Consider the following 23,405-nt stretch of genomic DNA (forward strand, 5'->3'; position numbering starts at 1 on the left):
CCCGGTCAGCGCCCGACCAGGCCGGTGCGGTTGATGAGGACGTCGAGCGCCTCGTCGATCGCGGTGATCATGCGCCCGGCGGCCGAGTAGGCGTGCTGGTACGAGAGCATGTTGGTGAGCTCCTCGTCGAGGTTGACGCCGGCGACGGAGTCGCGCGCCGCGTCCACCGTGGTCGTGATGCTGCCCTGGATGGCGAGGTTGCGCTGGGACACCGCCGACTGGACGCCGAGCTCGACGATCATCCTGCGGTAGCCGGCGTCGACGCCGGTCACCGACGTCGCGAGCTGCGCGATGGCGTCGGCGTTCCCGTGGTCGAGGTTCGGCGCCCCCGGGCCGACCGACGAGGCGGCGAGCCGCTTGGGGTCGGTGATGACCACCTGGATCGACGTAGCGGTGACCGGGCCGCCGCCCGAGGATCCGAGGATCGCCGTCCCGGCCGCGCCGTAGAGGTCGAAGCCCGCGGTGTGCGCGTCGTTGAGCGCCGTCGCGAGGTTCGCGGCGACGCCGTCGAGCTGTGCGCGGTAGCCGGGGATGATCGTGTTCAGGGCGGCGAGCTGCCCGGCCGCCGTGCCGCCGGCGCGCACGGTGAAGTCCCCCGCCGCGGTCGCGAGGCGCAGCGGATCGGTGCCGGCGGCCTCCGGGTCGAGGGCCCCGGTGAGGACGATCGGCGTCGCCGAGCCGCCCGACACGAGGGACATCCCGCCGACGGCCACGTCCAGCACGCCGTCCTTCCCGTGCCGGACCGTGGCGCCCACCTGGTCGGCCAGCTTCATGATGAGCAGGTCGCGCTGGTCGGCGAGGTCGTTGCTGGGCAGGCCGCTCTGGGTCGCCCGCTGGATCGCCACGTTGAGCTCGGCGACGTTGCCCGCGGCGGCGTTGACGTCGTCGACCAGGACCGCGAGGTTCTCGCGGGTCTGGTCCCACTGCCCGCCGAGCTGCTGCTGGCTGAAGTGCAGGCCGCCGACGACGGTCTCCAGCCGCTTGAGCACCTGCCCGCGGGCGGCGTCGTCGTCGGGCTTGTTGGCGACGTCCTGCCAGCCGCTCCACATCTCGGCCAGCATCTTCTGGATCCCGGTGTCCCCGGGCTCGCGGAAGGCCTGCTCGACCAGCTGCAGGGCGTCGGTCTCGGCCACGAGCTGCGCGTTGTTGGCGTGCTCGGTGTGCCCGCGGCCCTCCAGGAAGGAGTCGCGGATGCGCATGACCTCGTCGGCGCTGACACCCTGACCGATGCCGGAGCTGGTGGAGAAGAACGCCGGCACGGTGCTCCCGCTGACCGCCGTCAGGTCCACCCGCTGGCGCGAGTAGCCCTCGGTGTTGACGTTCGCGATGTTCTGGCCGGTGACGTCGAGGCCGCGGCGGTGCGCCCACAGGGCGGTGGTCGCCGTGTTCAACCCGCTGAACGTGCTCACAGGGCACCGTCCAGGGTGACCGCGCGGTGGCTGCCGTCGGAGTGCCGGCCGCTCGCGCCGTAGGTGCCGGCCGAGGGGGCGCGCACCTGCAGCAGGGCGTCCCCGATGGCGGCCAGCCCGCCCTCGATCAGCTCGCGATTGGCGTCGGAGAGGCTGCGCAGCTCGGTGACCAGCACCAGCAGCGCCTCGTGGTGCTTGGCGTAGAGGTCGTTCCACGGGGCGGGGGCCACCTCGGCCACCTGCCGCAGCGAGGGGTTGGTCTCGATGCCGAGGCGCTGGGCCAGCGCCTCGGTGGCCGCGGCGCGCTCCACCTCCAGCGTGCGGAGCTGGTCGAGGACCACCTCGATCTCGTGCGCGATGCGCTGGAGCCAGCGGGTTTTGCCCGTGAGGATCAGGTACTGCTTCTCCTCGGCCTTGAACAGGAGCAGGTCCAGGAGCTCCTGCTCCCGCCACAGCAACGTCGACAGGTGCTGGTAGTCCACGTGTCCACCGCCTTCCGTCGTCTCGCTCGTGCTCGCGGTCGCCCCGGCCGCAGAGCCGGGCACCGCCGTCGCAGCAGCCATCGGCACCCGCTCGGAGGGGGTTGAGCCGAAGCACGGAACTGGCGCTCAAGTTCGTGCGGATTTGTGCCGAGAGGCGGTGCCGACCCGCCCCCCGCCCGCCGAGAGATACGGACGTGACCCCAGTCCGTGCCCTCGCGACCGAGCGATCCCTGCGTGAGCGGGCCGCGCATGACCGGCCGTCGCGCGAACGCCCGCAGAACGGCCGGGCGCCGCACCCGGTCAAGGGGCGGTCTTCCCAGGAGGTCGACGCCCTGGTGACCGAGCACCTGCCGCTCGCCGCCTTCGCCGTCAACGCCGTCGCCTCGCGCATCTCGCTGCCGAGCCACGTCAGCCGTGAGGACCTGCTCTCCTGCGCTCACGTGGCCCTCGTCGAGGTGGCCCGCCGGTTCGACCCGTCGGCCGGCGCCTCCTTCGCGACCTACGCGCTGGCCCGGCTGCAGGGCGCGGTGCTCGACGAGCTGCGCTCCGGCGACTGGGCGAGCCGGTCGGTGCGGGCCGCGGCCCGGCGCACCGACGCCGCCGCCGACGCGTTGACCATCAGCCTGGGCCGGCCGCCCACGCGCGAGGAGCTGGCCACGAGCCTGGGGATCGCCCGCAGCGAGCTCGATCACCTCCAGGTCGACGTCCACCGCGCGGTGATGGTGAGCATCGACGCGGAGTCCGGCCCCGACGGCAGCTCGCTGGACCTGCCCGACACCGGCGAGTCCCCCGAACGCGCGGTCGTGCGCAGCGAGCGGGCACGGCACCTGCACGAAGCCATCCGCGCACTCCCCGACCGGCTCGACGAGGTCATCGAGCGCAATTTCTTCGGTGATGAATCACTGACCGACATCGCGGAAGACCTGGGCGTGACGCTCTCCCGCGTCTCCCAGATGCGCGCGCGGGCGCTGACCCTGCTGCACGCGGCCATGGGCCAGATCTGGGACGGCACCCCGGTGCCGGCCACCGGCGGGGTCCGGGCGCGCAACCAGCAGCGCAGCTACCTCGAGCGGCTCACCGGCCAGACCGGCAGCAGGCTCCCGTCACCGGTCCCGGCGCCGCCCGCGCCCCGTGCCCCCGCGGGCGCCTGGATCACCCCGGAGCGCGCCGCGGCCCGACCCGCCTGAGGGAGACACGGCGGAGAAAAAGTTTCGTTCGCCTCAAGTCCCAGCCGCCCCAGGCCGAAACCCACTCTGCGACACCAGCACGGCCCGCAGCACGGATGCAGCGGGACCCCAGTACGGCCCCGTCCAAGGAGGATCACCATGGGTCTGCGCGTCAACAACAACATCGCGGCGCTCAACGCGTACCGCAACCTGTCCGTCACGGACAACCAGATGTCGAAGTCGCTGGAGAAGCTCTCCTCCGGTTTCCGCATCAACCGCGCCGCCGACGACGCGGCCGGCCTAGCCATCTCGGAGGGCCTGCGCTCGCAGATCGGTGGCCTGAAGGTCGCCGTCCGCAACACCCAGGACGGCGTGTCGGTCGTGCAGACCGCTGAAGGTGCGCTCACCGAGACGCACAGCATCCTGCAGCGCATGCGCGACCTGTCGGTCCAGGCCAGCAACGCCGGTGGTCTGAACGACGACGCCAAGGGCAACATCCAGTCCGAGATCAGCCAGCTCAAGAGCGAGCTGACCCGGATCGCCGACACCACCACGTTCAACGGCACCAAGCTGCTGGACGGTAGCTACGCGGGCAACTTCCAGGTCGGCGCCAACGCCGGTGAGAAGATCACCGTCAAGGTCGGCACCGACATGAGCGCCGCCGGTCTCAAGATCGACGGCCTGGACGTCACCCTGGCGGCCGCTACGGATGCTCTGACCGGCACGGTCGGCACCCAGACCGCTCACGACGGCACGACCGGCACCGCCGGTGTTGCCACCGTGGGTGCAGCGAACAACTACACCCTCGCCGAGAGCTTCGACAAGCTCAACGGGACGATCACGGTTGGCGACAAGAGCCTTGATCTCTCCACGGTGAAGTTCGCGGACGGTTCGACCGCTGCCCAGCGGACGGCGGCCATCCAGACCGCTCTGACCGACGCCGGCGTCGGCGCGACGGTCGCCAACACCACCACGGGTCTCACGTTCACGACGGCCGTTCCGACCTCGGAAGCTGACGCGGACGCCAAGCAGATCAGCTTCGCGGCGGCGTCGGGTGCGGACCTGGCCATCACCAAGCTCGACGAGGCCATCAAGACGGTGTCGACGACCCGGGCGGACCTCGGTGCGCTGCAGAACCGGTTCGACCACACCATCAACAACCTCAACGTCACGGTCGAGAACCTGACCGCGTCGGAGAGCCGCATCCGGGACGCCGACATGGCGCAGGAGATGGTCCAGTTCACCCGGAACCAGATCCTGTCGCAGGCCGGTACCTCGATGCTCGCGCAGGCCAACCAGGCCTCGCAGGGCGTCCTCTCGCTGCTCCGCTGATCCCAGCTGAGTAGCTGAGGGAGCTCCTCAGCACCACCCGGGTGAGGGGGGAGGCCCTGCGGCCTCCCCCCTCATTCGCACCAGCACCGGAACCAGGAGGAACCGCATGGCAGGCATGAGCGTCGACGGCCTCGTCTCCGGGCTGGACACGACGAACCTGATCAACCAGCTGGTCGCCGCCGAAGGGGCGTCGCAGACCGCGCTGAAGACCCGGCTCAAGGCGACCGAGAACGCCGCATCCGGATACCGGACCGTGAACACCACGTTCCTGGCGATCACCGCCGCGGCCGAAGCCGCACTCAAGCCCGACGCCTGGACGCCGACCAAGGCCTCCAGCTCGTCGTCGAGCGTCGCCGCCACCGCCACCACCGGCGCTCCGACGGGCTCTCTCACATTCACGGTCGTGGGCGTCGCCAGCAGCCACGGCGTCCTGAACCGGGGCACCACCGCGTGGACCGCGCCGTCCGCGGACTATGGCGCCTCGAGCATCGAGGTCCGCGACGCCGGCGGCGCCGTCAAGGGATCGATCGCAGTCGGGGGCAGCCAGACGTTGGCCGACGCCGCGGCCGCCATCAACGCCGACAAGACCTTCGGGCTCAGCGCCGCCGTCGTGCAGGTGAGCGACGGTGCAACGCCCGAGTACGTCCTCCAGGTGACCAGCAAGAAGACCGGCGCGGACAGCCGGTTCTCACTGGGTGGGGCAGGCACGTTCGAGACGACGGCACTGGGCGCGAACGCAGAACTGAAGATCGGCGGCCAGGGCGGCGCCAGCAGCTACTCCGTGTACTCCTCGACCAACGTCTTCGACAAGGTCATGCCGGGCACGACGATCACGGTCGCCAAGGTCGAGACCTCGCCGGTGACGGTCTCGGTCGCCAGCGACCCCGACGCGGTCGCCAGCAAGGTGCAGACGATGGTCGACGCGGTGAACGCTGCCATCAGGACGGTCAAGGACTACACCAACAACACCAAGGGCAGCACCGCAGCGCTGGGCGGGGATTTCTCGGTCAGCCAGCTGGCCGGCCGGCTGCTCGACGCTGTCTCGAGCGCCGTCGGGGCCAGCGGCTCCCCCGCCCAGGCGGGCTTCTCGTTGACCCGGGAGGGAACGGTGACCTTCAAGAAGGACACCTTCCTCACCGCGCTGAAGGACGATCCCGAGCTGGCCAGCGCCCTGGTTCTCGGCACTCCCGAGAGCACCAGGGCCGACGGCACGGTCATCAAGGCCGTGCCCGGCATCGCCGCTCGGCTGCTCGAGGTCTCCAAGTCGGCGTCCGACGCCACCACGGGATCGCTCGTCTCCCTCGCCAAGGGCCAGGACGCCAACGCCAAGGACATCCAGGCGCGCATCGAGGCCTGGGATCTGCGGCTGGAGAAGCGCCGCGAGACCCTCACCCGCCAGTTCACCGCCATGGAGACCGCGCTGAACTCCCTCAAGAACCAGTCGACGTGGCTGGCCGGTCAGCTCAGCGCGATGGGCTGATCCCGCTTCTTCCCGCTTCGCCCCCTCGTCCCAGGAGAACCCCCCGATGAGTGCCGCCTCCCTCCGCGCCCGCTACCTCGGCGACTCGGTCGCGACCGCGTCGCCGCAGCAGGTGCTGGTCATGCTCTACGACCGGCTGGCGCTCGACCTCGAGCGCGCCCAGCTGGCCGTGGCCTCCGGTGACCGCCAGGAGGCCAGCGAGCAGCTGCAGCACGCCCAGGCGATCGTCTACGAGCTCCTCTCCAGCCTGCGGGTCGACGTCTGGGACGGCGGCCCCCGGCTGGCCTCGCTCTACAACTGGCTGATCGGCGAGCTGGTGCAGGCCAACGTGAAGCTCGACGGCAACCGCATCGCGGCCTGCCGCCAGGTGGTCGAGCCGCTGCGCGACGCGTGGCGCCAGGCCGCGGCCTCCCTCGCCGGCGCAGCCTCGGCATCGTGACCGGGAGACGGGCAGGGGACGGCGCACCGCAGCCCGCCGACTGGGCCACGGTGCTCACCCACCTCGAGGGGGAGGTGCTCGCCGCGGAGCAGACCATGGCGCACGGCCGCGCCGAGGAGATCGCCTCCTGGGGCCGGCGCATCGACGACTGGGTCCCGCCCTCGACCGTGGGCCCGCTCCCCGACGACCTGCGCGAGCGCGCCGCCCGGCTGCTGCAGCACCAGCTCGCCGTCGCCGAGGAGCTGGTCGAGCGGATCATGCAGTCCCAGCGCCAGCGCGACCTGGCCGCCCGCATGTCCTACGCCCCCAGCCGGCCCGTCGCCTCGTTCGTCGACCGCGCCCTCTGACCGCCGCACCGCACGTCCGGAGCCCCGCTCCCCCGCCTCGGGGAGCGGGGCTCCGTCGCCTTCCGGGGCGGGCACGCTCCGGCAGCGTTCGGGTTCGGGCGGTGGTCACAGTCGTCACCGCCGCCCCACCCGGCTCCTGCCGCCCCTTCCGTGCCGGGGGCGCGGTCATGCGGGTAGCGGCGCGTGCCGATGAGAGGTGTGCACGGAGAGCACCACCTTCGCCACGGATCGGCGGCCCTGCACTCGCTCGCGAGTGTGTTCCGCGTACCCGGAGGTCGATCGTGTCCTGCTCCACCCGCCGAGGATCCGCTCGATGATCCCCGACGCCACCTCGACGGTCCTGAAGGCGGCCCTCGCCGGGCTCGCACAGCGGCAGCGCGTCACCGCCGACAACATCGCGAACGTCAACACGCCCGGCTTCCTCGCCGGTCGGACCGACTTCGAGACGTCGCTGCGCGGGGCCGTCCGGAGCGGTTCCACGCCGGTGATCTCCGGCGGCACGACCGCCCGCTCGCTCGAGCCGACCAACACCAACGGCAACAACGTCAACCTGGATGCGGAGACCGTCATCGCCACCGAGACCGGGCTGCGCTACCAACTGGCGCTCAACGCGCTGGACGGCCGGTACAGCTCGCTCCGCACCGCCCTGAGGACGTCCTGACGATGAGCATGTTCCAGGCCCTGAGCATCTCCCAGTCCGGGCTGATGACCCACCGGAAGTGGCTCGACGCCGCCGCCGACAACATCGCCAACATCAACACGGTGCGCCGCACCGACGAGGACGCCTTCCAGGCGCGGCTCGTCGTCGCCCAGGCGGTCGACTACGGCAGCGGCGAGGGCGGGGTCCGCGTGGCCCGCGCCGAGTTCGGCGACCCGGAGGGCCGGCTGGTGTACGAGCCGGACCACGCGCTGGCCGACGCGGAGGGCTACGTGCGGTACCCCGACATCGACCTGGGTGACCAGATGACCCACATGATGATGGCCCAGCGCGGCTACCAGGCGAACCTGGCCGTCGTCGAGCGGGCCACCACCGCCTACCAGGCGGCGCTGCAGCTCGGGAAGCGCTGATGACGATCCCGCTCGGCGGCATCACCCCGGTCGGGCTCGGTGCCGTCACCGGTGTCGCCGGCAGCACGCGCGGCACCCCCGCGGCCGAGGGCACCGACGGCTTCGCCGCCGTCCTGGCCGCGACGTTCGACGAACTCCGCGCCAAGCAGTCGGCCTCCAGCGAGCTCGCCGTCCAGGCCGCCACCGGCGACCTCAAGGACGTGCACGACTACATGATCGCCAGCGCTGAGTCCGGCGTGGCGACCGAGATGGTCGTGACGATCAAGAACCAGGCCGTCGCGGCCTTCAACGAGATCATGAGGATGCAGATCTGATGAAGTCGGCACTCGCCGGGACGCTGGAGCGCACCCGCTCCACGTTCGACACGATCAGCCTCGGGCAGAAGGTCGTCATCGGCCTGCTGCTCGCCGGGCTGACCCTCGGCGGGTTCTTCTTCTACAGCTGGATCACCACGCCGACCCAGGCCCCGCTGTTCTCCAACCTCGCCGCGAGCGACGCCTCGGCCATCGTCGAGGAGCTCAACGCCCAGGGGGTGGCCTACGAGCTCGCCGACGGCGGCAGCACGATCATGGTCGCCAAGGACTCCGTCTACGACCTGCGGCTGGCCATGAGCGGCCAGGGCCTGCCGGCGGGCAACGACACCGGCTACGCGCTGCTCGACGAGCAGGGCATCACCACCAGCGAGTTCCAGCAGCAGGTGACCTACCAGCGGGCCCTGGAGGGCGAGCTGGCGAAGACGCTGGAGTCGCTGGCCGGCGTCAACTCCGCCGTCGTCCACGTGGCGCTCCCCGAGGACGAGGTCTTCGTGACCGACAAGGCCGCGCCGACGGCGTCGGTGCTGCTCGACCTGGCCCCCGGCACGGCGCTCGCCGGCGAGCAGATCCAGGCGGTCACCAACCTGGTGTCCTCGAGCATCCAGGGCATGGACCCCGACCAGGTCACCGTGGCCGACTCGACCGGCCAGGTGCTCTCCGCCGCCGGCACCGGCGTGACGGCAGCCGCCGGCGACGCGCGGTCGCAGGTGGAGCAGGAGTACGAGAACCGGCTGTCGGCGAGCGCCCAGAAGATCCTCGACTCGGTCGTGGGCCCGGGCCGCTCCGTGGTCTCCGTGCGCGCCGACGTCGACCTCTCCGAGCGCAGCACCACCTCGAAGACCTACACCTTCGACGAGGACGTCCCGCCGATCTCGGAGCAGACCACCACCGAGGAGTACGTCGGCGCCGGCGCCCCGGTCGGCGGGGTCCTGGGCCCGGAGAACATGCCCGACGCCGCCGGGGACGCCGGCGGCGAGTCCACGTACAACAAGGAGTCCACCACGGCGAACAACGCCGTCGGGGAGACCACCGAGGTCGTGCAGGGCGCCCCCGGGGAGCTGAACCGGCTCACCGTCTCCGTCGTGATGGACCAGGCCGTCGCCGGCAACCTCAACCAGCAGCAGATGACGGACCTGATGGTCACCGCCGTCGGCCTCGACGAGGCCCGCGGCGACGACATCACCGTCGCCTCGCTGCCCTTCGACGCCACCGCCGCCGAGAACGCCGCCGCGGCGATGGAGGCCGCGCGCGAGGCCGAGGCGAACGAGCAGATGTGGTCGATGATCCGCACCGGCGGCATCGCGGCCGGGATCGCGCTCGTCGTCCTCATCGTCTGGCTCCGCTCCCGCCGCGGTGCCGACGAGGAGGAGGACTACGAGCCGCTGGAGCTCGACGAGGAGATGCTCGCCGAGCTGGACCGCCTCCGGGTGGCCAGCACCCGCGAGGAGGTCCAGCTCGACAACGCGGCCCTGGAGCTCGAGGCGGTCGAGCGGGCGAAGGTGCGGGGGGAGATCTCGGCGATGGTCAGCGAACGACCCGACGAGGTCGCGGCGATGCTCCGCGGCTGGCTCAGCGAGACCAAGTCATGACCCTTGCCAGCATCCAGCCGGGCACCGTCGTCGTACCGCCGCGGCCGGAGCTGCCCGGGCTGCGCAAGGCCGCGGTCTTCCTCGCCCAGATGAGCAAGGAGGAGGCCGGCGTCCTGCTCGCCCAGCTGCGCCCCCGCGAGGTCGAGGCGCTCACCCGCGAGCTCATGAAGCTGGGGTCGGTGGAGCTCGAGGACGTCGACGGCGTCATGCGCGAGTTCCACGGCCTGATGACCGCGCAGCAGTTCGTCGGCCGCGGCGGCGTCGAGTTCGCCCGCGAGATCCTCGCCGCGGGCCTCGGCCAGGACAAGGCCGACGGCATCCTGTCGCGGCTCAACGTCGTCTACACCGAGGTGCCCTTCGCCTCCCTGCGCAACGCCGACGTCCGGCAGCTGGTCACCTTCCTCAAGGACGAGCACGCGCAGATCATCGCGCTGGTCCTGGCCCACCTCACGGCCGCGCAATCGGCCGAGGTCCTCTCCGGGTTCGCCCCGGAGCAGCAGGCCGAGGTCGCCCACCGCATCGCCACCATGGACCGCACCTCGCCGGAGATGGTGCGGCTGGTCGAGGAGGAGCTCGGCCGCCGGATGGGCTCGATCCTGGCGCACCAGGACATGACCACCGTCGGCGGTGTCGAGACCCTCGTGGAGATCATCAACCGCTCCCCGCGGCCGACCGAGCGCTCGATCCTCGAGTGGCTGGACAACACCGACCCGGAGCTCGCCGACCAGGTCCGCTCGCAGATGTTCGTCTTCGAGGACATCGTCACCATCGACGACCGCTCCCTGCAGCTCGTGCTGCGCGAGGTGGAGGCCAACGACCTGGCCACCGCGCTCAAGGGTGTGCGGCCCGACGTGCAGGACAAGATCAAGCGGAACCTCTCCGAACGCGCCGCCGAGAACCTCACCGAGGAGATCGAGCTGCTCGGCCCGGTGCGCACCCGCACGGTCGAGGAGGCCCAGGCCAAGGTCGTCGCGGTCATCCGCACCCTCGAGGAGCAGGGCGTGCTGACCATCAACCGCGGCGGGGACGATGAGTTCGTCGCGTGACGACGGCGCGGGGTCGCGCCGATGGGCAGGGTCCGAGGCCGGTCACCGGCCGCCCCGGGAGGGCGCGGTCCTGCGCGGCGGCTCCGCCGCGCAGGCCCGCCCCTACCGGGAGGTCATGGCCGAGCACCGTGCCGGCGTGGCCACCGTCCCGGCTGCGCGGACGGGCGGCGCCCCCCTCCCCACGGCACCGGTCGCGGCCGCCCCGGCGGCCGCCTCCCCCGCCGTCCCGGTCCAGCCCTCGCCCGTCGAGCGGCGGAGCACCGTGCGCCGGGCCGAGGACCAGCCGGTCGCCGGGAGCCGGCCCTCCTTCCGCCTCGGCGACGTCTACGCCGAGGAGCTGACCCGGCTGCGGGCGCAGGCGCGCACCGAGGGTTACGCCGCCGGTCACGCCGAAGGCCTGCTGGCCGCGGAGGCCGTCGTCGCCGAGGCCGAGCGGGACGCCCAGGCGCGCCTGGCCGAGGTGCGGGCCCGGTGGGAGCGCCGGCTCGTCTCGGCGACCGCCGCGCTCGACGCCGCCGTCCGGCAGCTGGAGGCGACCGCCCAGCCGGTGGCCGACGACATCCGCGACTCGATCCTCGGCACCGCGCTCACCCTCGTCGAGGACCTCCTCGGCCGGGAGCTCGCCCTGACCAGCGACCCGGTCATGGACGCGGTGCGCCGGGCCCTGACCTTCTGCCCCGCCGACGCCCCGGCGGTCGTGCGGCTGCACCCCGACGACCTCGCCGAGGTGCCCGCCGAGGCGCTCGAAGGGCTGCCCGGCAGCGTCCGGGTGGTCGCCGACCCGTCGGTGGAGCGGGCCGGCGCGATCGCCGAGTCCGGCCCCCGGCGGATCGACGCGCAGCTGGGCACGGCGCTGCAGCGGGTGCAGGCGGTGCTCGGGACATGACCGTCCCGTCGAGCGTCCTGGAGCGCGCCCGCGCGGCGGCCCGCCCCCAGGTGACCGGGGTGGTGACCGGCGCGATGGGGCTGACCCTGAGCGTCGACGGCGTCACCGCGGCCGTGGGCGACCTGGTCGAGGTCGACCCCACCGGCCGACCGCTGCTGGCCGAGGTGGTGGCGGTGGGCCGCGACCGGCTCACCTGCATGCCGCTGGGCGGGCTGTCCGGCGTGCACGCCGGCGCGGCGGTGCGCGCCACCGGCCGCCCCCTGCAGGTCCCGGTGGGCGAGGCGCTGCTCGGCCGCGTCCTCGACGGTCTCGGCCGCCCCGTGGACGGCGGCCCCGCCCTGGACGGCCGCGTGTCGTGGGTCGACCTGGAGACCGAGACGCCGCACGCCCTCTCGCGCGCCCGCGTCGCGGAGCCGCTCACCTTCGGCGTCCGCGCGCTGGACACCCTCGTCCCCTGCGGCAAGGGCCAGCGCCTGGGCATCTTCGCCGGCTCCGGCGTCGGCAAGTCCAGCCTGCTCGCCCAGATCACCCGCGGCACCGACGCCGACGTGCGCGTCATCGGCCTCATCGGCGAGCGCGGCCGCGAGGTGCGCGAGTTCATCGAGGAGAACCTCGGCCCCGAGGGCCTGGCCCGCACGGTCGTCGTGGTGGCCACCTCCGACGAGCCGCCGCTCGTGCGCCTCAAGGCCGCCTTCGTCGCCACCCGCATCGCGGAGGCTTTCCGCGACCAGGGCCGCGACGTCCTGCTGCTCATGGACTCCATCACCCGCACAGCCATGGCGCAGCGCGAGGTCGGCCTCTCCGCGGGCGAGCCGCCGGCCACGCGGGGCTACCCCCCGAGCGTCTTCGCGATGATGCCGCAGCTCCTGGAGAAGGCCGGCACCGGCGCGGTCGGGTCGATCACCGGGCTGTACACGGTGCTCGTCGAGGGTGACGACCACAACGAGCCGATCGCCGACACGGCGCGCTCCATCCTCGACGGGCACGTCGTGCTCACCCGCACACTGGCCACGGCCGGGCACTTCCCCGCCATCGACGTCCTGGAGTCGATCTCCCGCGTCGCAGGCGCCGTGGTGCCTCCTGCGCAGATGGCCGACGCCCGCGAGATCCGCCGGCTCATGGGTGCCCTGCGGGACGTGGGCGAGCTGATCGAGATCGGCGCCTACCAGGCCGGCAGCGACCCGATGGTGGACCGGGCCCGCCTGCTCGCGCCCCAGATCGACGCCTTCCTGCAGCAGCCGCTCGGGGAGTCGACGCCGGCGCCGGAGGCGTGGGCCTGGCTGCAGCGCATCGTGAGGGGCGCGTGAAGCGCGCGGCGTTCCGGCTGCAGCCGGTCCTCGAGCTGCGTCGCACCGAGGAGCGAGCCGCGGCCGCCGCCGCAGCCGCCGCGGCGAACGCCGCCGGCGAGGCCGCCCGGCGGGCCACCGAGCAGGAGACGGCGCTGGCCGGTGCCCTGCTCCCGCCCTCACTGCCGGCCGGCTCTTTCGTGGCGGCCATGGTGCTGCTGCGGACGGCGGCGACCGACGCCGCCGACGCCCGCTCGCTCGCCACGGCGCAGGCCGAGCAGGCCGAGGCCGTGCGCGCGGAGTGGACCGCCGCCGCGCGCCGGACGAAGGCGCTCGAGCGGCTGGCCGAGCGGTACCGGCTGGCCGAGCAGCAGGCCGCGGACGCCGCCGAGGTGCGGGCCGTGGACGACCTGGTCACCGGCCGCGCCGGCCGGGTCGCGGCCACGGACACCGCCTCGGAGGCAGCCGACGACGCGGAGACGGACACGGGGAGGGGGACGGCATGGACGGGGTGAGCGCGGTGCAGTCCCGGATCGCCGAGATCCAGGCCCGCTTCCAGCCGGCGGTCCCGCGGACGTCGTCGTCCGCGGCGTGGGCGTCCGCCGCCGGCGCCGCCGGCCTCACCGGCAGCACCGCGGCCGGCGCGGCGACCTCCGCCACCGCCACCGCCTCGGAGAGCGCGGTGGTCGCCGAGGCCCAGAAGTACCTCGGCGTCCCCTACCTGTGGGGCGGCACCGACCCCCGCACGGGCCTCGACTGCTCCGGCTTCACCAAGCTCGTGTTCGGCAACCTGGGGATCGACCTGCCGCGCACCTCCTCCCAGCAGGCGACCGCCGGCAAGGCCGTCGCCTCGCTCGCCTCCGCGCGCCCCGGCGACCTGGTCTTCTTCGACCACTCCTCCTCCCGCGCGGGCATCGACCACGTGGGCATCTACCTGGGCAACGGCCAGATGGTCGCCGCGCCCCAGGCCGGGGAGACGGTGAAGGTCCAGGCGGTCGGCAACCCGACGGTGATCCGCAGGGTGCTGCCGGAGGCCGCCGTCTCCCCCTCCGTCCCGACGGCCGCGGGGGCGCTGGCCGGCGTCCCCTACGCGGACCTGTTCCAGCGGGCGGCCAGCAGGCACGGCGTGGAGGCCTCGCTGCTGGCCGCGGTCGCCAAGCAGGAGTCCGGCTTCGACACCTCGGCCGTCTCCCCGGCCGGCGCCCAGGGCCTCATGCAGTTCATGCCTGCGACGGCGAAGGGGCTCGGCGTCGACGCGCTGGACCCGTCCTCGGCCATCGACGGCGCGGCCCGCTACCTGAGCTCGCTGACCCGGCAGTTCGGCACCACGGAGCTCGCGCTGGCGGCCTACAACGCCGGGCCGGGGACGGTGAGCCGCTACGGCGGCATCCCGCCCTACCCGGAGACCCAGAACTACGTCCGGTCCGTGATGAGCAAGGCGGAGGCCTACCGATGACCGCACCCGTGACCACTGCCGCTCCGGCTGCGCGTGCCGCGTCCGCCGCGTCTTCCACCGGCGGGGCGGGCGAGAGCGCGGCACCGTTCGCCTCCGCCCTCGACGGCGCGCTGGCCGACGGTGTGCGCGACGCCGGCGCCGAGGGCCGGGAGCAGCCCTCCGGCGAGACCCCGGGCGAGGAGACCGTCCCCGCCGAGGAACCGGTCGCCGCGCCGGTCGTGGACACCGCCGCGGTGACCGTGGCCGCCGCCGTGTGGGCGCTGGTCCGGGGCGAGGCCGCCACGCAGACGGCCGCAGGCGCCGCCGGCCCGGCTGGCCCCGCGGTCGCCGCAGGCTCTCCGGACACCGCGGCGGCCACCGCCCCCGGGGCAGCCGGGGCCACCGCCGCGCAGGCCCTGCCGGTGCCCGTGGCGACGGACCCGGACGGAGCCGCACCCGTGCCCGGTGCCGTCCTCCCGGTCGTTGCCGGCGCACCGGTGCCCGGCAGCCCGCCCACCGGGCGACCCGGCCCCGACTTGCCGGCCACGGCCTCGGCCCGGGCCGTGGAGGTCACCGCCGTCGTCGGCGACGGGGCGGCGCGCGGGCGGGCCACCGGGCACGCCGGCGCACCGGGGCTCGCCGTCGTCGCCGGCTCCCCCGCGCCGTCGCGACCGGCCGCGGAGCACCCGACCCCGGCGCCGTCCACCCACGCTGCCACGACGGCGACCGCCGCGACCGCCACCCCCGGTCTGCCGGTCGCCGGAGCGCCCGGGCAGCAGCCCGGTGCCGGCGACCCCGCGGCCGGGGCGGAGCCGACCGCCGCCGCGGTTCCCGCCCCGGATGCCGAGGGCCTCCCAGCGGTCACCGGAGCCACCGGCCCCGCGCCCGTCGCAGCCACCGCACCGGTGAGCGCCCCCGTCACCGGCGACGGTGCCGCCCTGCCTGTCTCCGGCCAGGTCTCCCGCCAGGTGGCGGTCCTGAGCGGCGCCGGCACCGGCTCCCACACGATGACCCTCGTGCTCACCCCCGAGACCCTCGGGCCGGTGCAGCTGCAGGTCACCGTGGCCGAGGGCGTGCTCGACCTGACCCTGCGCGGCGCCCACGAGCTCGGCCGCGCGGCCCTGCTGGACGCCCTTCCCGAGCTCCGCCGTGACCTGGAGGCCGCCGGGCTCAGCCCGTCGCGGGTCGAGGTGGACGCCGACGCGGGCGGCTCCTGGCTCTCCCGGCACGCCGCCGAGCAGCAGGCCCGGCAGGACACAGAGAGCCGGGGCGGACGGCAGCACCCGGCCGGCGAGTGGTCACGACCCGGTGGTCGCCCTGCCGATACCGGAGAGGGGCGTGCCGCCCTCCAGAACCGATCCACGTCGTCCGGCGTGGACGTGCGCGTCTGAGAGCGAGGAGCCGACCATGCCGGACGCAGTCAGCGCCACCACCGGGGCGACCGCGACGTACTCCGCCACGACCGCCGTCGACCGCGGTGACCAGATGGGGAAGGACACCTTCCTCAAGCTGCTGGTCGCCCAAATGAAGTACCAGGACCCGGGCAACCCGGCCGACACCAACCAGCTGATGGCCCAGACGGCCACGTTCAGCCAGGTGGAGAAGCTCGAGGAGATCGCCAAGCAGAACGCCTCGATGCTGGCCCTGCAGCGCTCCAGCAGCGCCGGGGCGATGGTCGGCCAGACGGTCACGTACACCGACTCGACCGGCGCCTCGAAGACCGGCGTCGTCAGCTCGGTCCGCCTGGCCACCGACAAGTCCGAGGCCGAGGCCACCATCGGCGGCGTCGCCGTGCCCGTGGGCCGGATCACCGACGTCGGCACGCGCTGACGCCCACCCAGACCCCGCGCCGAACCGCGCTCCCCCACCCGAGCCCCCACCCGGAGGGAACCCCCCGATGCTCCGCTCCATGTTCTCCGCCATCTCCGGCCTGCGTGCCCACCAGACCAAGATGGACGTCACCGGCAACAACATCGCCAACGTCAACACCGTCGGCTTCAAGAGCAGCGCGACCGTCTTCCAGGACACGCTCTCCCAGGTCGTGCGGGCCGGTGGTCAGCCGGCGGCCGACCGCGGTGGCACGAACCCGGCGCAGATCGGTCTGGGCGTGAAGCTCGCCGGGATCACCACCAACTGGACCAACGGTGCGGCGCAGTCCACCGGGCGCTCGACCGACTTCATGATCGAGGGCGACGGGTTCTTCGTCGTCGAGGGCGCGGGCGGGCAGCAGCTGTTCACCCGGGCGGGCTCCTTCGACTTCGACGCCAGCGGCAAGCTGGTCACCCCCGACGGCTCCATCCTGCAGGGCTGGGTGGCCGACGCGAACGGCGTCGTGAACGCGAACGGCCCGGTCCAGGACCTGGTCGTGCCCTACGGCCAGATCGTCGACCCGAAGCCGACGACGGCCGGCAGCATCGTGGGCAACCTGCCTTCCGACGTCGTCGACGGCACCACTTTCCAGGTCGGCGCCGACATGTACGACAGCCAGGGGGTCATGCAGAAGGTCGCCTACAACATCCAGAAGATGAGCGACAACAACTGGCGGGTCAGCGTCGTCCACGCCAACGGCGACGTCTTCCTGCCACCCACCGACATCGCCTTCGACGCGGCGGGAGAGCTGACCCCGGCAGCCGACCCGTACGAGTTGCCCTCGTTCAACCCGGCGACGCTGGACCCCGTCAAGTACGCCAGCTGGGACATCGACGTCACGATCGCCCTGCCGGACCTCACCCAGTTCGGTGGCGCCAACACCCTCGCGGCCCCCAAGCCCGACGGCTTCGCCCTGGGCTCCCTGCAGTCGTTCAGCCTCGGCAACGACGGGACGATCACCGGCGTCTACTCCAACGGACTGCGCCAGGCGCTGGGGCAGCTGGCGATGGCCTCCTTCAACAACCCCAGCGGGCTGGAGAAGGCCGGCAACTCCGCCTTCCGCGTGGGCGACAACTCCGGTGTGGCGATGATCGGCCAGGCCGGGCAGGGCGGCCGGGGGGTGCTCAGCTCGGGCGCGCTGGAGATGTCGAACGTGGACCTCAGCGAGGAGTTCACCGGGCTGATCGTCGCCCAGCGCGGCTTCCAGGCCAACAGCCGGGTCATCACGGCGTCCGACGAGATCCTCCAGGACCTGGTGAACCTCAAGCGCTGATGAGGTGTGCGGCGTGGTGTCTGCCGGGGCGTGACGTCCCGATCGCCACGAGCGGCCGCCGTGCTGCGGCCCGCCACACGTCGGTGGCACCCGGCTCGAGCCGGGCCGGGCAGGGTCGAGCCGCGCGCGCACGCGGCTCCACCCTCCCCGGAGCGGCCGGACATCTCCTGGCGCACTCGTGGCGGGCCCCTGGAGGGGGCCGTCCAGCACATCACCACCCGCGACGGCCCGGTCACCCGAAAGGGTGGCCGGGCCGTCCGTCACAGGTCCCCCGCCAGCACCTTCGGCTCAAGGAGCCCCCGTCCGGGGCCGAAGACAGGAGTGCCGTTCCCGCCCGGACCGTGTTCACGCCCCACCGACCCCCACCGAGCAAGAGGACCGACCCGTGATCCGAGTGACGCGCCTGAACGGCGACGAGTTCGCGCTGAACCCCGACCTGATCGAGAAGGTCGAGGGCCACCCCGACACGGTCGCCTTCCTGGTGGACGGCACGAAGTACGTGGTGCGCGAGAGCGTGGCCGAGGTGCTGCAGGAGATCCGCGAGTACCGCGCCGGGATCCTGGCCCTCTCCTACGAGATGGACCGGGGCGCTTACCGGCCGCACGTCCCCGAGCAGCCGGTCGGCGACTCGTCCGTCGTCCCCTTCCCGACCCGAGAGGAGCGCTGATCCGTGGATCCGGCCACCCTGATCGGGTTCGCCATCTCGATCGTCGCCCTGGTCTTCTTCATGATCCTCGAAGGCGCCGACCCCACCTCGCTGATCTTCCTGCCGGCGATCGTCCTGGTCGTCATCGCCACCTTCGGCGCGGCGGCGGCCAGCCAGACGATGGACGACCTCAAGAAGGTCGGCAGCTGGTTCAAGATGGCCGTGATGCCGGCGAAGGTGCCGCCGCCGACCGACCAGATCCAGACCCTGGTCAGCCTCGCCGAGAAGGCCCGCAAGGAGGGCCTGCTCGCGCTCGAGGCGCAGGTCAAGCAGATCGAGGACCCGTTCCTCAAGCGCGGCCTGCAGATGGGCATCGACGGCACCGACCCCGAGGAGCTGCGTGCCGTCCTGGAGAGCGAGATCGCGGCCAAGAAGGCTGAGGACAAGGTCGCCGCCAAGTTCATGAACAACATGGGCGGCTACGCGCCGACCATCGGCATCCTGGGCTGCATCGTCGGCCTGATGAACGTCATGGGGAACCTGAACAACCCGGAGACGCTCGGCCCGATGGTCGCCGCGGCGTTCATCGCCACGCTCTGGGGCGTCATGGCCGCCAACTTCTGGTTCCTCCCCATGGGCGCCAAGATCCTGCGCGTCAGCGAGCTCCAGGCCGCGCAGATGGAGCTGCTGGTCGAGGGCATCGCCGAGATCCAGGCCGGCACCAGCCCGCGCGCCGTCCGCCTCAAGCTGACCTCGCTCGTGCCGCCGGGCTCGGTCGCCAAGGAAGCGGCGTGACCCCGTGAGCAGCGGTCACGGCCGCCGCCGCGGCAAGAAGCACGAGGAGCACGAGGAGCACGAGAACCACGAGCGGTGGCTGGTGTCCGGCTTCGACATGATGACGTTGCTGTTCGTGCTGTTCGTGGTGCTGTTCGCGATGAGCAAGGTGGACGAGCAGAAGTTCGCCGCCCTGGCCAAGGGCATGGCGAACGCCTTCGGCACCCCTGTCAGCGTGCAGACCAGCGCGACCCCCGAGGGCTCGGTGCTCGACGGGCTGCCCGGGGTGGTCGACCTGGCCTCGGCCATCCCGCCCGACCCCACCGTGCAGCAGGCCCAGGTGGACAAGGCCGCCGCCCAGGCCGCAGCGGAACGGGCCGAGCGCATCGCCGCCGAGGCGAAGGCCGCCTACGACGAGCTCGCCGCCGCGCGCGACCGGATCGAGGCCGCGCTCGCCGAGGCCGGTTACGCCGGGGCCGCCCGCTACGAGATCGACGAGCGCGGCCTGGTGGTGCACATCGTGGCCGACCAGGTGCTCTTCGACGCCGAGGAGGCCGTCCTCCGGCCGGAGGGCCGCGCCATCCTGAGCGCGGTCGCCCCCACCCTCGCCGAGCTGCCGAACCAGCTCGGGGTCGAGGGCCACGCCAACCACCTCCCCGTCACCACCGGCGGTCCGTGGCCGTCCAACTGGGAGCTGTCCGCGACCCGCGCCACCACGGTCGTCCGGTACCTGGCCGCCGACGGGGTCCCGCAGCCGCGCCTGCAGGCCACCGGCTACTCGTCGACCCGGCCGCTGGTGCCCGAGTCCGACCCCACCGCCCTGACCGTCAACCGACGGGTCGACGTCGTCGTCCTGTCCACCGCGTCGGCGGAGGCCAACGCCCTCCTGCCCGGCCTCGACGCCGCCCACCGAGGAGTGACCGAATGAGCAAGAAGGACAAGACCGCCCCCGCCGACGGTGAGGAGACCCAGGGCGCGGGCGGGAAGAAGAAGCTCGTCCTGATGCTGGCCGTCGTGCTGCTCGCCGGGGCCGGCGCCGCCTACTTCTTCCTGTTCGCCGGATCGGGCGAGGCGGAGGCCGCGGCTCCGGAGCACGGTGGCTACACCGCGCTCGAGCCGATCGCGGTCAACCTCGCCGGCGGCGGGTACCTGAAGATCGGCATCACGCTGGACTACACGGCCGAGGCCGCCGCCGGCGGCCACGGCGGTGGCGGGGTCGACGGCGCCAAGGCCTACGACGCGATCATCTCCACCTTCTCGCAGGCGAACCCGACCGACGTGACCGGTGCCCGGGACGCGCTGAAGGCGTCCCTGGAGAAGAAGATCATCGAGGCGTACACCGAGGACGGCGTCCCGATGGTCATGGGCATCTACTACACGGAGTACGTGACGCAGTAACGCCCGCCCGACCAGCGCACACGCGACCACGCAGGGGTGTCCTCCGAGTCCGGAGGGCACCCCTGCCGCGCACCACCCGCACCACCGGTCCCACGCTCCCCGGCCGGCTCGGACCCCCCTCGGGACCCGGTCAGGGTGCTGCCGGTCCCCGCCGATGAGGTCATGCGTGACCACCCCCGAGACCGGACCGGCCCCGGCCGCCGCGCCGGCCCCGGCCCCCGCCCCCGCGCCGGCCCCGGCCGTCGCGAGCACCCGTAGCCGCCGCGGTGAGCCACGCACCTACGACTTCCGGCGCCCGACCAAGCTCTCCCGCGAGCACGTGCGGGTCATGCAGATCGCGCAGGAGGGCTTCGCCCGGCAGGCGACGACGATCCTGACGACGTTCCTGCGCGCCGGTGCGCGCCTGGAGCTCGGGGGGATCGAGCAGTTCTCCTACGACGACTACGTCGGGACGCTGCCCAACCCGACCTTCATGTCCACCTTCACCCTCGAGCCGCTCGCCGGGAAGGGCCTGCTGGCCTTCCCCCTCGACATGGCCATGGCGATGGTCGACCACATGCTCGGCGGTTCCGGCGCCGCCGCGCAGCCGAACCGGCCGATGACGGCGATGGAGACCACCATCACCAATCACCTGCTGGAGCGGCTGCTCGACGAGTTCGCGGTCTCGCTGGCGCCGGTCACCCAGATCCAGCCGGTGCTCGCCGGCCGCGAGTACAACCCGCAGCTCGCCCAGGCCGCCGCCGGCTCCGACACCGTCATGGTGGCGAGCTTCGCGATGTCCGTCGGCAGCCGCGAGGGCGAGGCGACCGTCGTCCTGCCGTTCTCCTCCTTCGCCCAGGCCCTCAACAACGCCGCCTCCCCGCAGCTCTCGGAGTCCGCGCTGCGCAAGCGGCAACGGGCCCGCGAGGCGCTGATCGACCGGCTGAACCTCGTGCCGGTGGACGTCAGCGTCCGGTTCGCGCCGCTCACCGTCTCCTCCTCCGACCTGCTCTCCCTCGCCGTCGACGACGTGCTGCTGCTCCGCCACCCGCGGGACAGCCCGCTGGAGGTCACGACCAACGACGTGACGTTCGCCTACGCGATCGCCAGCAACCACCGGCGCCGACTCGCCGCCTCGATCGTCCCCACCCCGCACGCCCCGCACGCCGCGAAGGACTCCGCATGACCGCGCCCCGCACCGACTCGCAGGACTCCCAGACCGTCACGGCGGTCGTCGCCGCGGCCGCCCGCGCGGCCGCCGCCCTGGTCCCCTCGACCTCGGCGCTGACCGCGGGCGCCCCCGTCAGCGACCCGGACACCGTGCCGCTGCCGCCGACGGCCGCCCTCGCCGTCACCGCCGGCCTGTCCGGTGAGGTCTCCGGCGACGTCGTGCTCGTCGTCTCCGGCGACGTCGTCGACGCGCTGCAGAACTCCCCCGTCGGCCAGATGGACGTCTCCGCGGCGCTCCGCCCGGCCCTCGAGGCCGCCGCGGCCACGCTCGGCCGGGTGCGGGTCGCCTCGGAGCGCACCGAGGAGCCGGTCGCCGCCCTGGACGGGCTGCGCGACAAGGGCATGTTCGTCGCCGTCCCCCTCATGGGCGACGGCGAGCACCAGGCCACGCTCGCCCTCCAGGTGACGCTGCCCGCGGCCCGCGAGCAGCGCGGCAGCCTGGAGCTCCTGCGGCACGTCGCCATGGAGGTCACCGTCGAGATCGGGCGGACCCGCATGACGGTGCAGGAGCTGCTCTCGCTGCACCCGGGCGAGGTCGTCGAGCTCGACCGCGCCGCCAGCGCCCCCGCCGACCTGCTCGTCAACGGCACCCTCATCGCGCGCGGCGAGGTCGTCGTCGTCGACGAGGACTTCGGGCTGCGGATCAGCGAGATCGTCACCGACGCCGCCGAGCTGGGGGCCGCGGCCTCATGACGTGGATGATCATCCGGCTCTTCCTGTCCCTCGCCCTCATCGGCGGCGTCCTCTGGTTCGCCGCCCGGCTGGCGAAGAAGAAGGGCCTGGGCCAGGGGAACGGCCTCATCCAGGTCGTCGCCCGCCAGCGGCTGGGCCGCGCCAGCTCGGTGAACGTGGTCCGCATCGCCGACGTCGTCCTGGTCATCGGGGCCACCGAGGAGCAGGTCACCCTGCTCGCGGAGGTCGACGGCGAGGCCGTCGACGCCGTCCTGGCCGAGCGCGGTGCCCCGGCCCGGCCGAAGGCAGCAGCGGCGCCGGACGCCGGGACCCCGGCCATCCCGGCCCAGGCGGCACGCTCCTCCGACGGCGTGCTCGCCGGCTCGGTCCTCGACCGGAACGGCTGGGGCACGCTGGTCGACGAGCTCCGCGAGCGCACGGTCCGCCGGTCATGACGGCCGCCGTGCGCCTGCCGGGCCACCGGACGCGGGGCCGCGCGCTCGTCGTCCTGGTGGCGCTGCTGGTCGCCGCGGTGGCGGCGGTCGTCCTCGCCGGCCCGGCCACGGCCGCACCGACCGCGCCCACCGCCCCGACGGCGCCCACGGCGCCCGAGGTCGGCGGGGCCGTGGACATCTCCATCGGCGACGGCTCCCCCAGCAGCTCGATCACCCTGATCCTGGCGATCACGGTGCTGTCGGTCGCGCCGTCGGTGCTGCTGCTGGCCACCTCGTTCACCAAGATCATCGTGGTGCTGGGGCTGACCCGGAACGCGCTCGGCATGGCGACCTCGCCGCCGAACCAGGTGCTCACCGGCATCGCGCTGTTCCTGACGCTCTTCGTCATGGGCCCGGTGTTCTCCGACATCAACGAGATCGCCGTCCAGCCGTACATGGACGGCGCGATGTCGGTGTCCCAGGCCTACGACGCCGGCGTCGTGCCGCTGCGCGAGTTCCTGCTCGCGAACACCCGCGAGGACGAGCTGAAGCTGATGATCGGGCTCTCCGGCGAGGAGGCCCCGGCGGATCCGACGCAGGTCAGCATGACGACGCTGATCCCGGCGTTCGTCCTGTCGGAGCTGAAGAGCGCCTTCATCATCGGGCTGGTCATCTTCATCCCGTTCCTGGTGCTCGACATGCTCGTCAGCGCCGCGCTCATGGCGCTCGGCATGATGATGGTCCCGCCGACCATCGTGTCGCTGCCGTTCAAGCTGCTGCTCTTCGTCGTCGTCGACGGCTGGGCGCTGATCACCACGGCCCTCGTGGGCTCCTACGTGGGGGCGGGGTAG

The 23,405-nt window shown here is 73.0% G+C and carries 27 protein-coding genes; 25 read left to right on the forward strand and 2 right to left on the reverse strand.

Going from position 1 to position 23,405, the window contains the following annotated elements; all coding sequences use genetic code 11:
* Positions 1-5: 5 nt before the first annotated feature.
* Both flgK and ACI792_RS00965 read right to left on the reverse strand, forming a co-directional pair.
* Complete coding sequence (gene flgK, locus ACI792_RS00960; protein WP_456600920.1) at positions 6-1,409, reverse strand: flagellar hook-associated protein FlgK; 1,404 nt, start codon at positions 1,407-1,409, stop codon at positions 6-8.
* Positions 1,406-1,891 carry a flagellar protein FlgN gene (locus ACI792_RS00965; protein ID WP_456600921.1) on the reverse strand — a complete coding sequence of 162 codons (486 nt, stop codon included), beginning with the start codon at positions 1,889-1,891 and terminating at the stop codon, positions 1,406-1,408. Before ACI792_RS00965 ends, flgK begins: the two co-directional genes overlap by 4 nt.
* A 335-nt stretch (positions 1,892-2,226) precedes the next feature.
* Here ACI792_RS00965 and ACI792_RS00970 point away from each other — a divergent pair, with 335 nt between their 5' ends.
* The 25 genes from ACI792_RS00970 (at position 2,227) to fliP (ending at position 23,405) form a co-directional block, all read left to right on the forward strand.
* On the forward strand, positions 2,227-3,078 hold the full coding sequence (locus ACI792_RS00970; protein WP_456600922.1) for a sigma-70 family RNA polymerase sigma factor: 852 nt from the start codon (positions 2,227-2,229) through the stop codon (positions 3,076-3,078).
* Positions 3,079-3,216: 138 nt separating this feature from the next.
* The gene (locus tag ACI792_RS00975; protein ID WP_456600923.1) at positions 3,217-4,389 is read left to right on the forward strand and encodes a flagellin N-terminal helical domain-containing protein; all 1,173 of its coding nucleotides are present in this window, start codon (positions 3,217-3,219) and stop codon (positions 4,387-4,389) included.
* Between the two features lie 106 nt (positions 4,390-4,495).
* The gene (gene fliD, locus ACI792_RS00980) at positions 4,496-5,869 is read left to right on the forward strand and encodes a flagellar filament capping protein FliD (protein WP_456600924.1); all 1,374 of its coding nucleotides are present in this window, start codon (positions 4,496-4,498) and stop codon (positions 5,867-5,869) included.
* A 46-nt stretch (positions 5,870-5,915) separates the two neighbouring features.
* Positions 5,916-6,308: a flagellar export chaperone FliS gene (gene fliS, locus ACI792_RS00985; protein WP_456600925.1), complete on the forward strand. Its 393-nt coding sequence runs from the start codon at positions 5,916-5,918 to the stop codon at positions 6,306-6,308.
* Positions 6,305-6,655, forward strand: a complete 351-nt coding sequence (locus ACI792_RS00990; protein ID WP_456600926.1) for a hypothetical protein — start codon at positions 6,305-6,307, stop codon at positions 6,653-6,655. The genes fliS and ACI792_RS00990 overlap by 4 nt, the downstream gene beginning before the upstream one ends.
* A 313-nt stretch (positions 6,656-6,968) precedes the next feature.
* Entirely contained in the window at positions 6,969-7,316 is a 348-nt protein-coding gene (locus ACI792_RS00995) for a flagellar basal body rod protein FlgB (protein ID WP_456600927.1), read from the forward strand.
* 2 nt (positions 7,317-7,318) lie between these two features.
* Positions 7,319-7,723, forward strand: a complete 405-nt coding sequence (locus ACI792_RS01000) for a flagellar basal body rod protein FlgC (RefSeq protein WP_456579318.1) — start codon at positions 7,319-7,321, stop codon at positions 7,721-7,723.
* The gene (gene fliE, locus ACI792_RS01005) at positions 7,723-8,037 is read left to right on the forward strand and encodes a flagellar hook-basal body complex protein FliE (RefSeq protein WP_456600928.1); all 315 of its coding nucleotides are present in this window, start codon (positions 7,723-7,725) and stop codon (positions 8,035-8,037) included. The genes ACI792_RS01000 and fliE overlap by 1 nt, the downstream gene beginning before the upstream one ends.
* Entirely contained in the window at positions 8,037-9,626 is a 1,590-nt protein-coding gene (gene fliF, locus ACI792_RS01010) for a flagellar basal-body MS-ring/collar protein FliF (RefSeq protein ID WP_456600929.1), read from the forward strand. Before fliE ends, fliF begins: the two co-directional genes overlap by 1 nt.
* Positions 9,623-10,672 carry a flagellar motor switch protein FliG gene (gene fliG, locus ACI792_RS01015; protein ID WP_456600930.1) on the forward strand — a complete coding sequence of 350 codons (1,050 nt, stop codon included), beginning with the start codon at positions 9,623-9,625 and terminating at the stop codon, positions 10,670-10,672. The genes fliF and fliG overlap by 4 nt, the downstream gene beginning before the upstream one ends.
* 115 nt (positions 10,673-10,787) lie before the next feature.
* A complete protein-coding gene (locus ACI792_RS01020) occupies positions 10,788-11,558 on the forward strand; it encodes a FliH/SctL family protein (RefSeq protein WP_456600931.1) in 771 nt (256 codons plus the stop codon).
* Positions 11,555-12,865 carry a FliI/YscN family ATPase gene (locus ACI792_RS01025; protein ID WP_456600932.1) on the forward strand — a complete coding sequence of 437 codons (1,311 nt, stop codon included), beginning with the start codon at positions 11,555-11,557 and terminating at the stop codon, positions 12,863-12,865. Before ACI792_RS01020 ends, ACI792_RS01025 begins: the two co-directional genes overlap by 4 nt.
* Entirely contained in the window at positions 12,862-13,359 is a 498-nt protein-coding gene (locus ACI792_RS01030) for a flagellar FliJ family protein (protein WP_456600933.1), read from the forward strand. The genes ACI792_RS01025 and ACI792_RS01030 overlap by 4 nt, the downstream gene beginning before the upstream one ends.
* Positions 13,347-14,300 carry a transglycosylase SLT domain-containing protein gene (locus tag ACI792_RS01035; protein ID WP_456600934.1) on the forward strand — a complete coding sequence of 318 codons (954 nt, stop codon included), beginning with the start codon at positions 13,347-13,349 and terminating at the stop codon, positions 14,298-14,300. The genes ACI792_RS01030 and ACI792_RS01035 overlap by 13 nt, the downstream gene beginning before the upstream one ends.
* Positions 14,297-15,670 carry a flagellar hook-length control protein FliK gene (locus ACI792_RS01040; RefSeq protein ID WP_456600935.1) on the forward strand — a complete coding sequence of 458 codons (1,374 nt, stop codon included), beginning with the start codon at positions 14,297-14,299 and terminating at the stop codon, positions 15,668-15,670. Before ACI792_RS01035 ends, ACI792_RS01040 begins: the two co-directional genes overlap by 4 nt.
* A gap of 16 nt (positions 15,671-15,686) precedes the next feature.
* The gene (locus ACI792_RS01045; protein ID WP_456600936.1) at positions 15,687-16,109 is read left to right on the forward strand and encodes a flagellar hook assembly protein FlgD; all 423 of its coding nucleotides are present in this window, start codon (positions 15,687-15,689) and stop codon (positions 16,107-16,109) included.
* Between the two features lie 67 nt (positions 16,110-16,176).
* Positions 16,177-17,421 (forward strand): flagellar hook protein FlgE, encoded by a 1,245-nt coding sequence (locus tag ACI792_RS01050; RefSeq protein WP_456600937.1) that lies wholly within the window; start codon positions 16,177-16,179, stop codon positions 17,419-17,421.
* A 385-nt stretch (positions 17,422-17,806) separates the two neighbouring features.
* The gene (locus ACI792_RS01055) at positions 17,807-18,088 is read left to right on the forward strand and encodes a flagellar FlbD family protein (RefSeq protein WP_456600938.1); all 282 of its coding nucleotides are present in this window, start codon (positions 17,807-17,809) and stop codon (positions 18,086-18,088) included.
* A 3-nt stretch (positions 18,089-18,091) separates the two neighbouring features.
* Complete coding sequence (locus ACI792_RS01060) at positions 18,092-18,862, forward strand: motility protein A (protein WP_456600939.1); 771 nt, start codon at positions 18,092-18,094, stop codon at positions 18,860-18,862.
* A gap of 4 nt (positions 18,863-18,866) precedes the next feature.
* Positions 18,867-19,769: a flagellar motor protein MotB gene (locus ACI792_RS01065; RefSeq protein WP_456600940.1), complete on the forward strand. Its 903-nt coding sequence runs from the start codon at positions 18,867-18,869 to the stop codon at positions 19,767-19,769.
* On the forward strand, positions 19,766-20,239 hold the full coding sequence (locus ACI792_RS01070; protein WP_456600941.1) for a flagellar basal body-associated FliL family protein: 474 nt from the start codon (positions 19,766-19,768) through the stop codon (positions 20,237-20,239). The genes ACI792_RS01065 and ACI792_RS01070 overlap by 4 nt, the downstream gene beginning before the upstream one ends.
* A 166-nt stretch (positions 20,240-20,405) precedes the next feature.
* Positions 20,406-21,404, forward strand: a complete 999-nt coding sequence (locus tag ACI792_RS01075) for a flagellar motor switch protein FliM (protein WP_456579333.1) — start codon at positions 20,406-20,408, stop codon at positions 21,402-21,404.
* Entirely contained in the window at positions 21,401-22,141 is a 741-nt protein-coding gene (gene fliN, locus ACI792_RS01080; protein WP_456600942.1) for a flagellar motor switch protein FliN, read from the forward strand. The genes ACI792_RS01075 and fliN overlap by 4 nt, the downstream gene beginning before the upstream one ends.
* Before the next feature lie 5 nt (positions 22,142-22,146).
* Positions 22,147-22,575: a FliO/MopB family protein gene (locus ACI792_RS01085; protein ID WP_456600943.1), complete on the forward strand. Its 429-nt coding sequence runs from the start codon at positions 22,147-22,149 to the stop codon at positions 22,573-22,575.
* Positions 22,572-23,405 carry a flagellar type III secretion system pore protein FliP gene (fliP, locus tag ACI792_RS01090; RefSeq protein ID WP_456600944.1) on the forward strand — a complete coding sequence of 278 codons (834 nt, stop codon included), beginning with the start codon at positions 22,572-22,574 and terminating at the stop codon, positions 23,403-23,405. Before ACI792_RS01085 ends, fliP begins: the two co-directional genes overlap by 4 nt.

The sequence above is a fragment of the Blastococcus sp. SYSU DS0669 genome, from assembly GCF_054050895.1.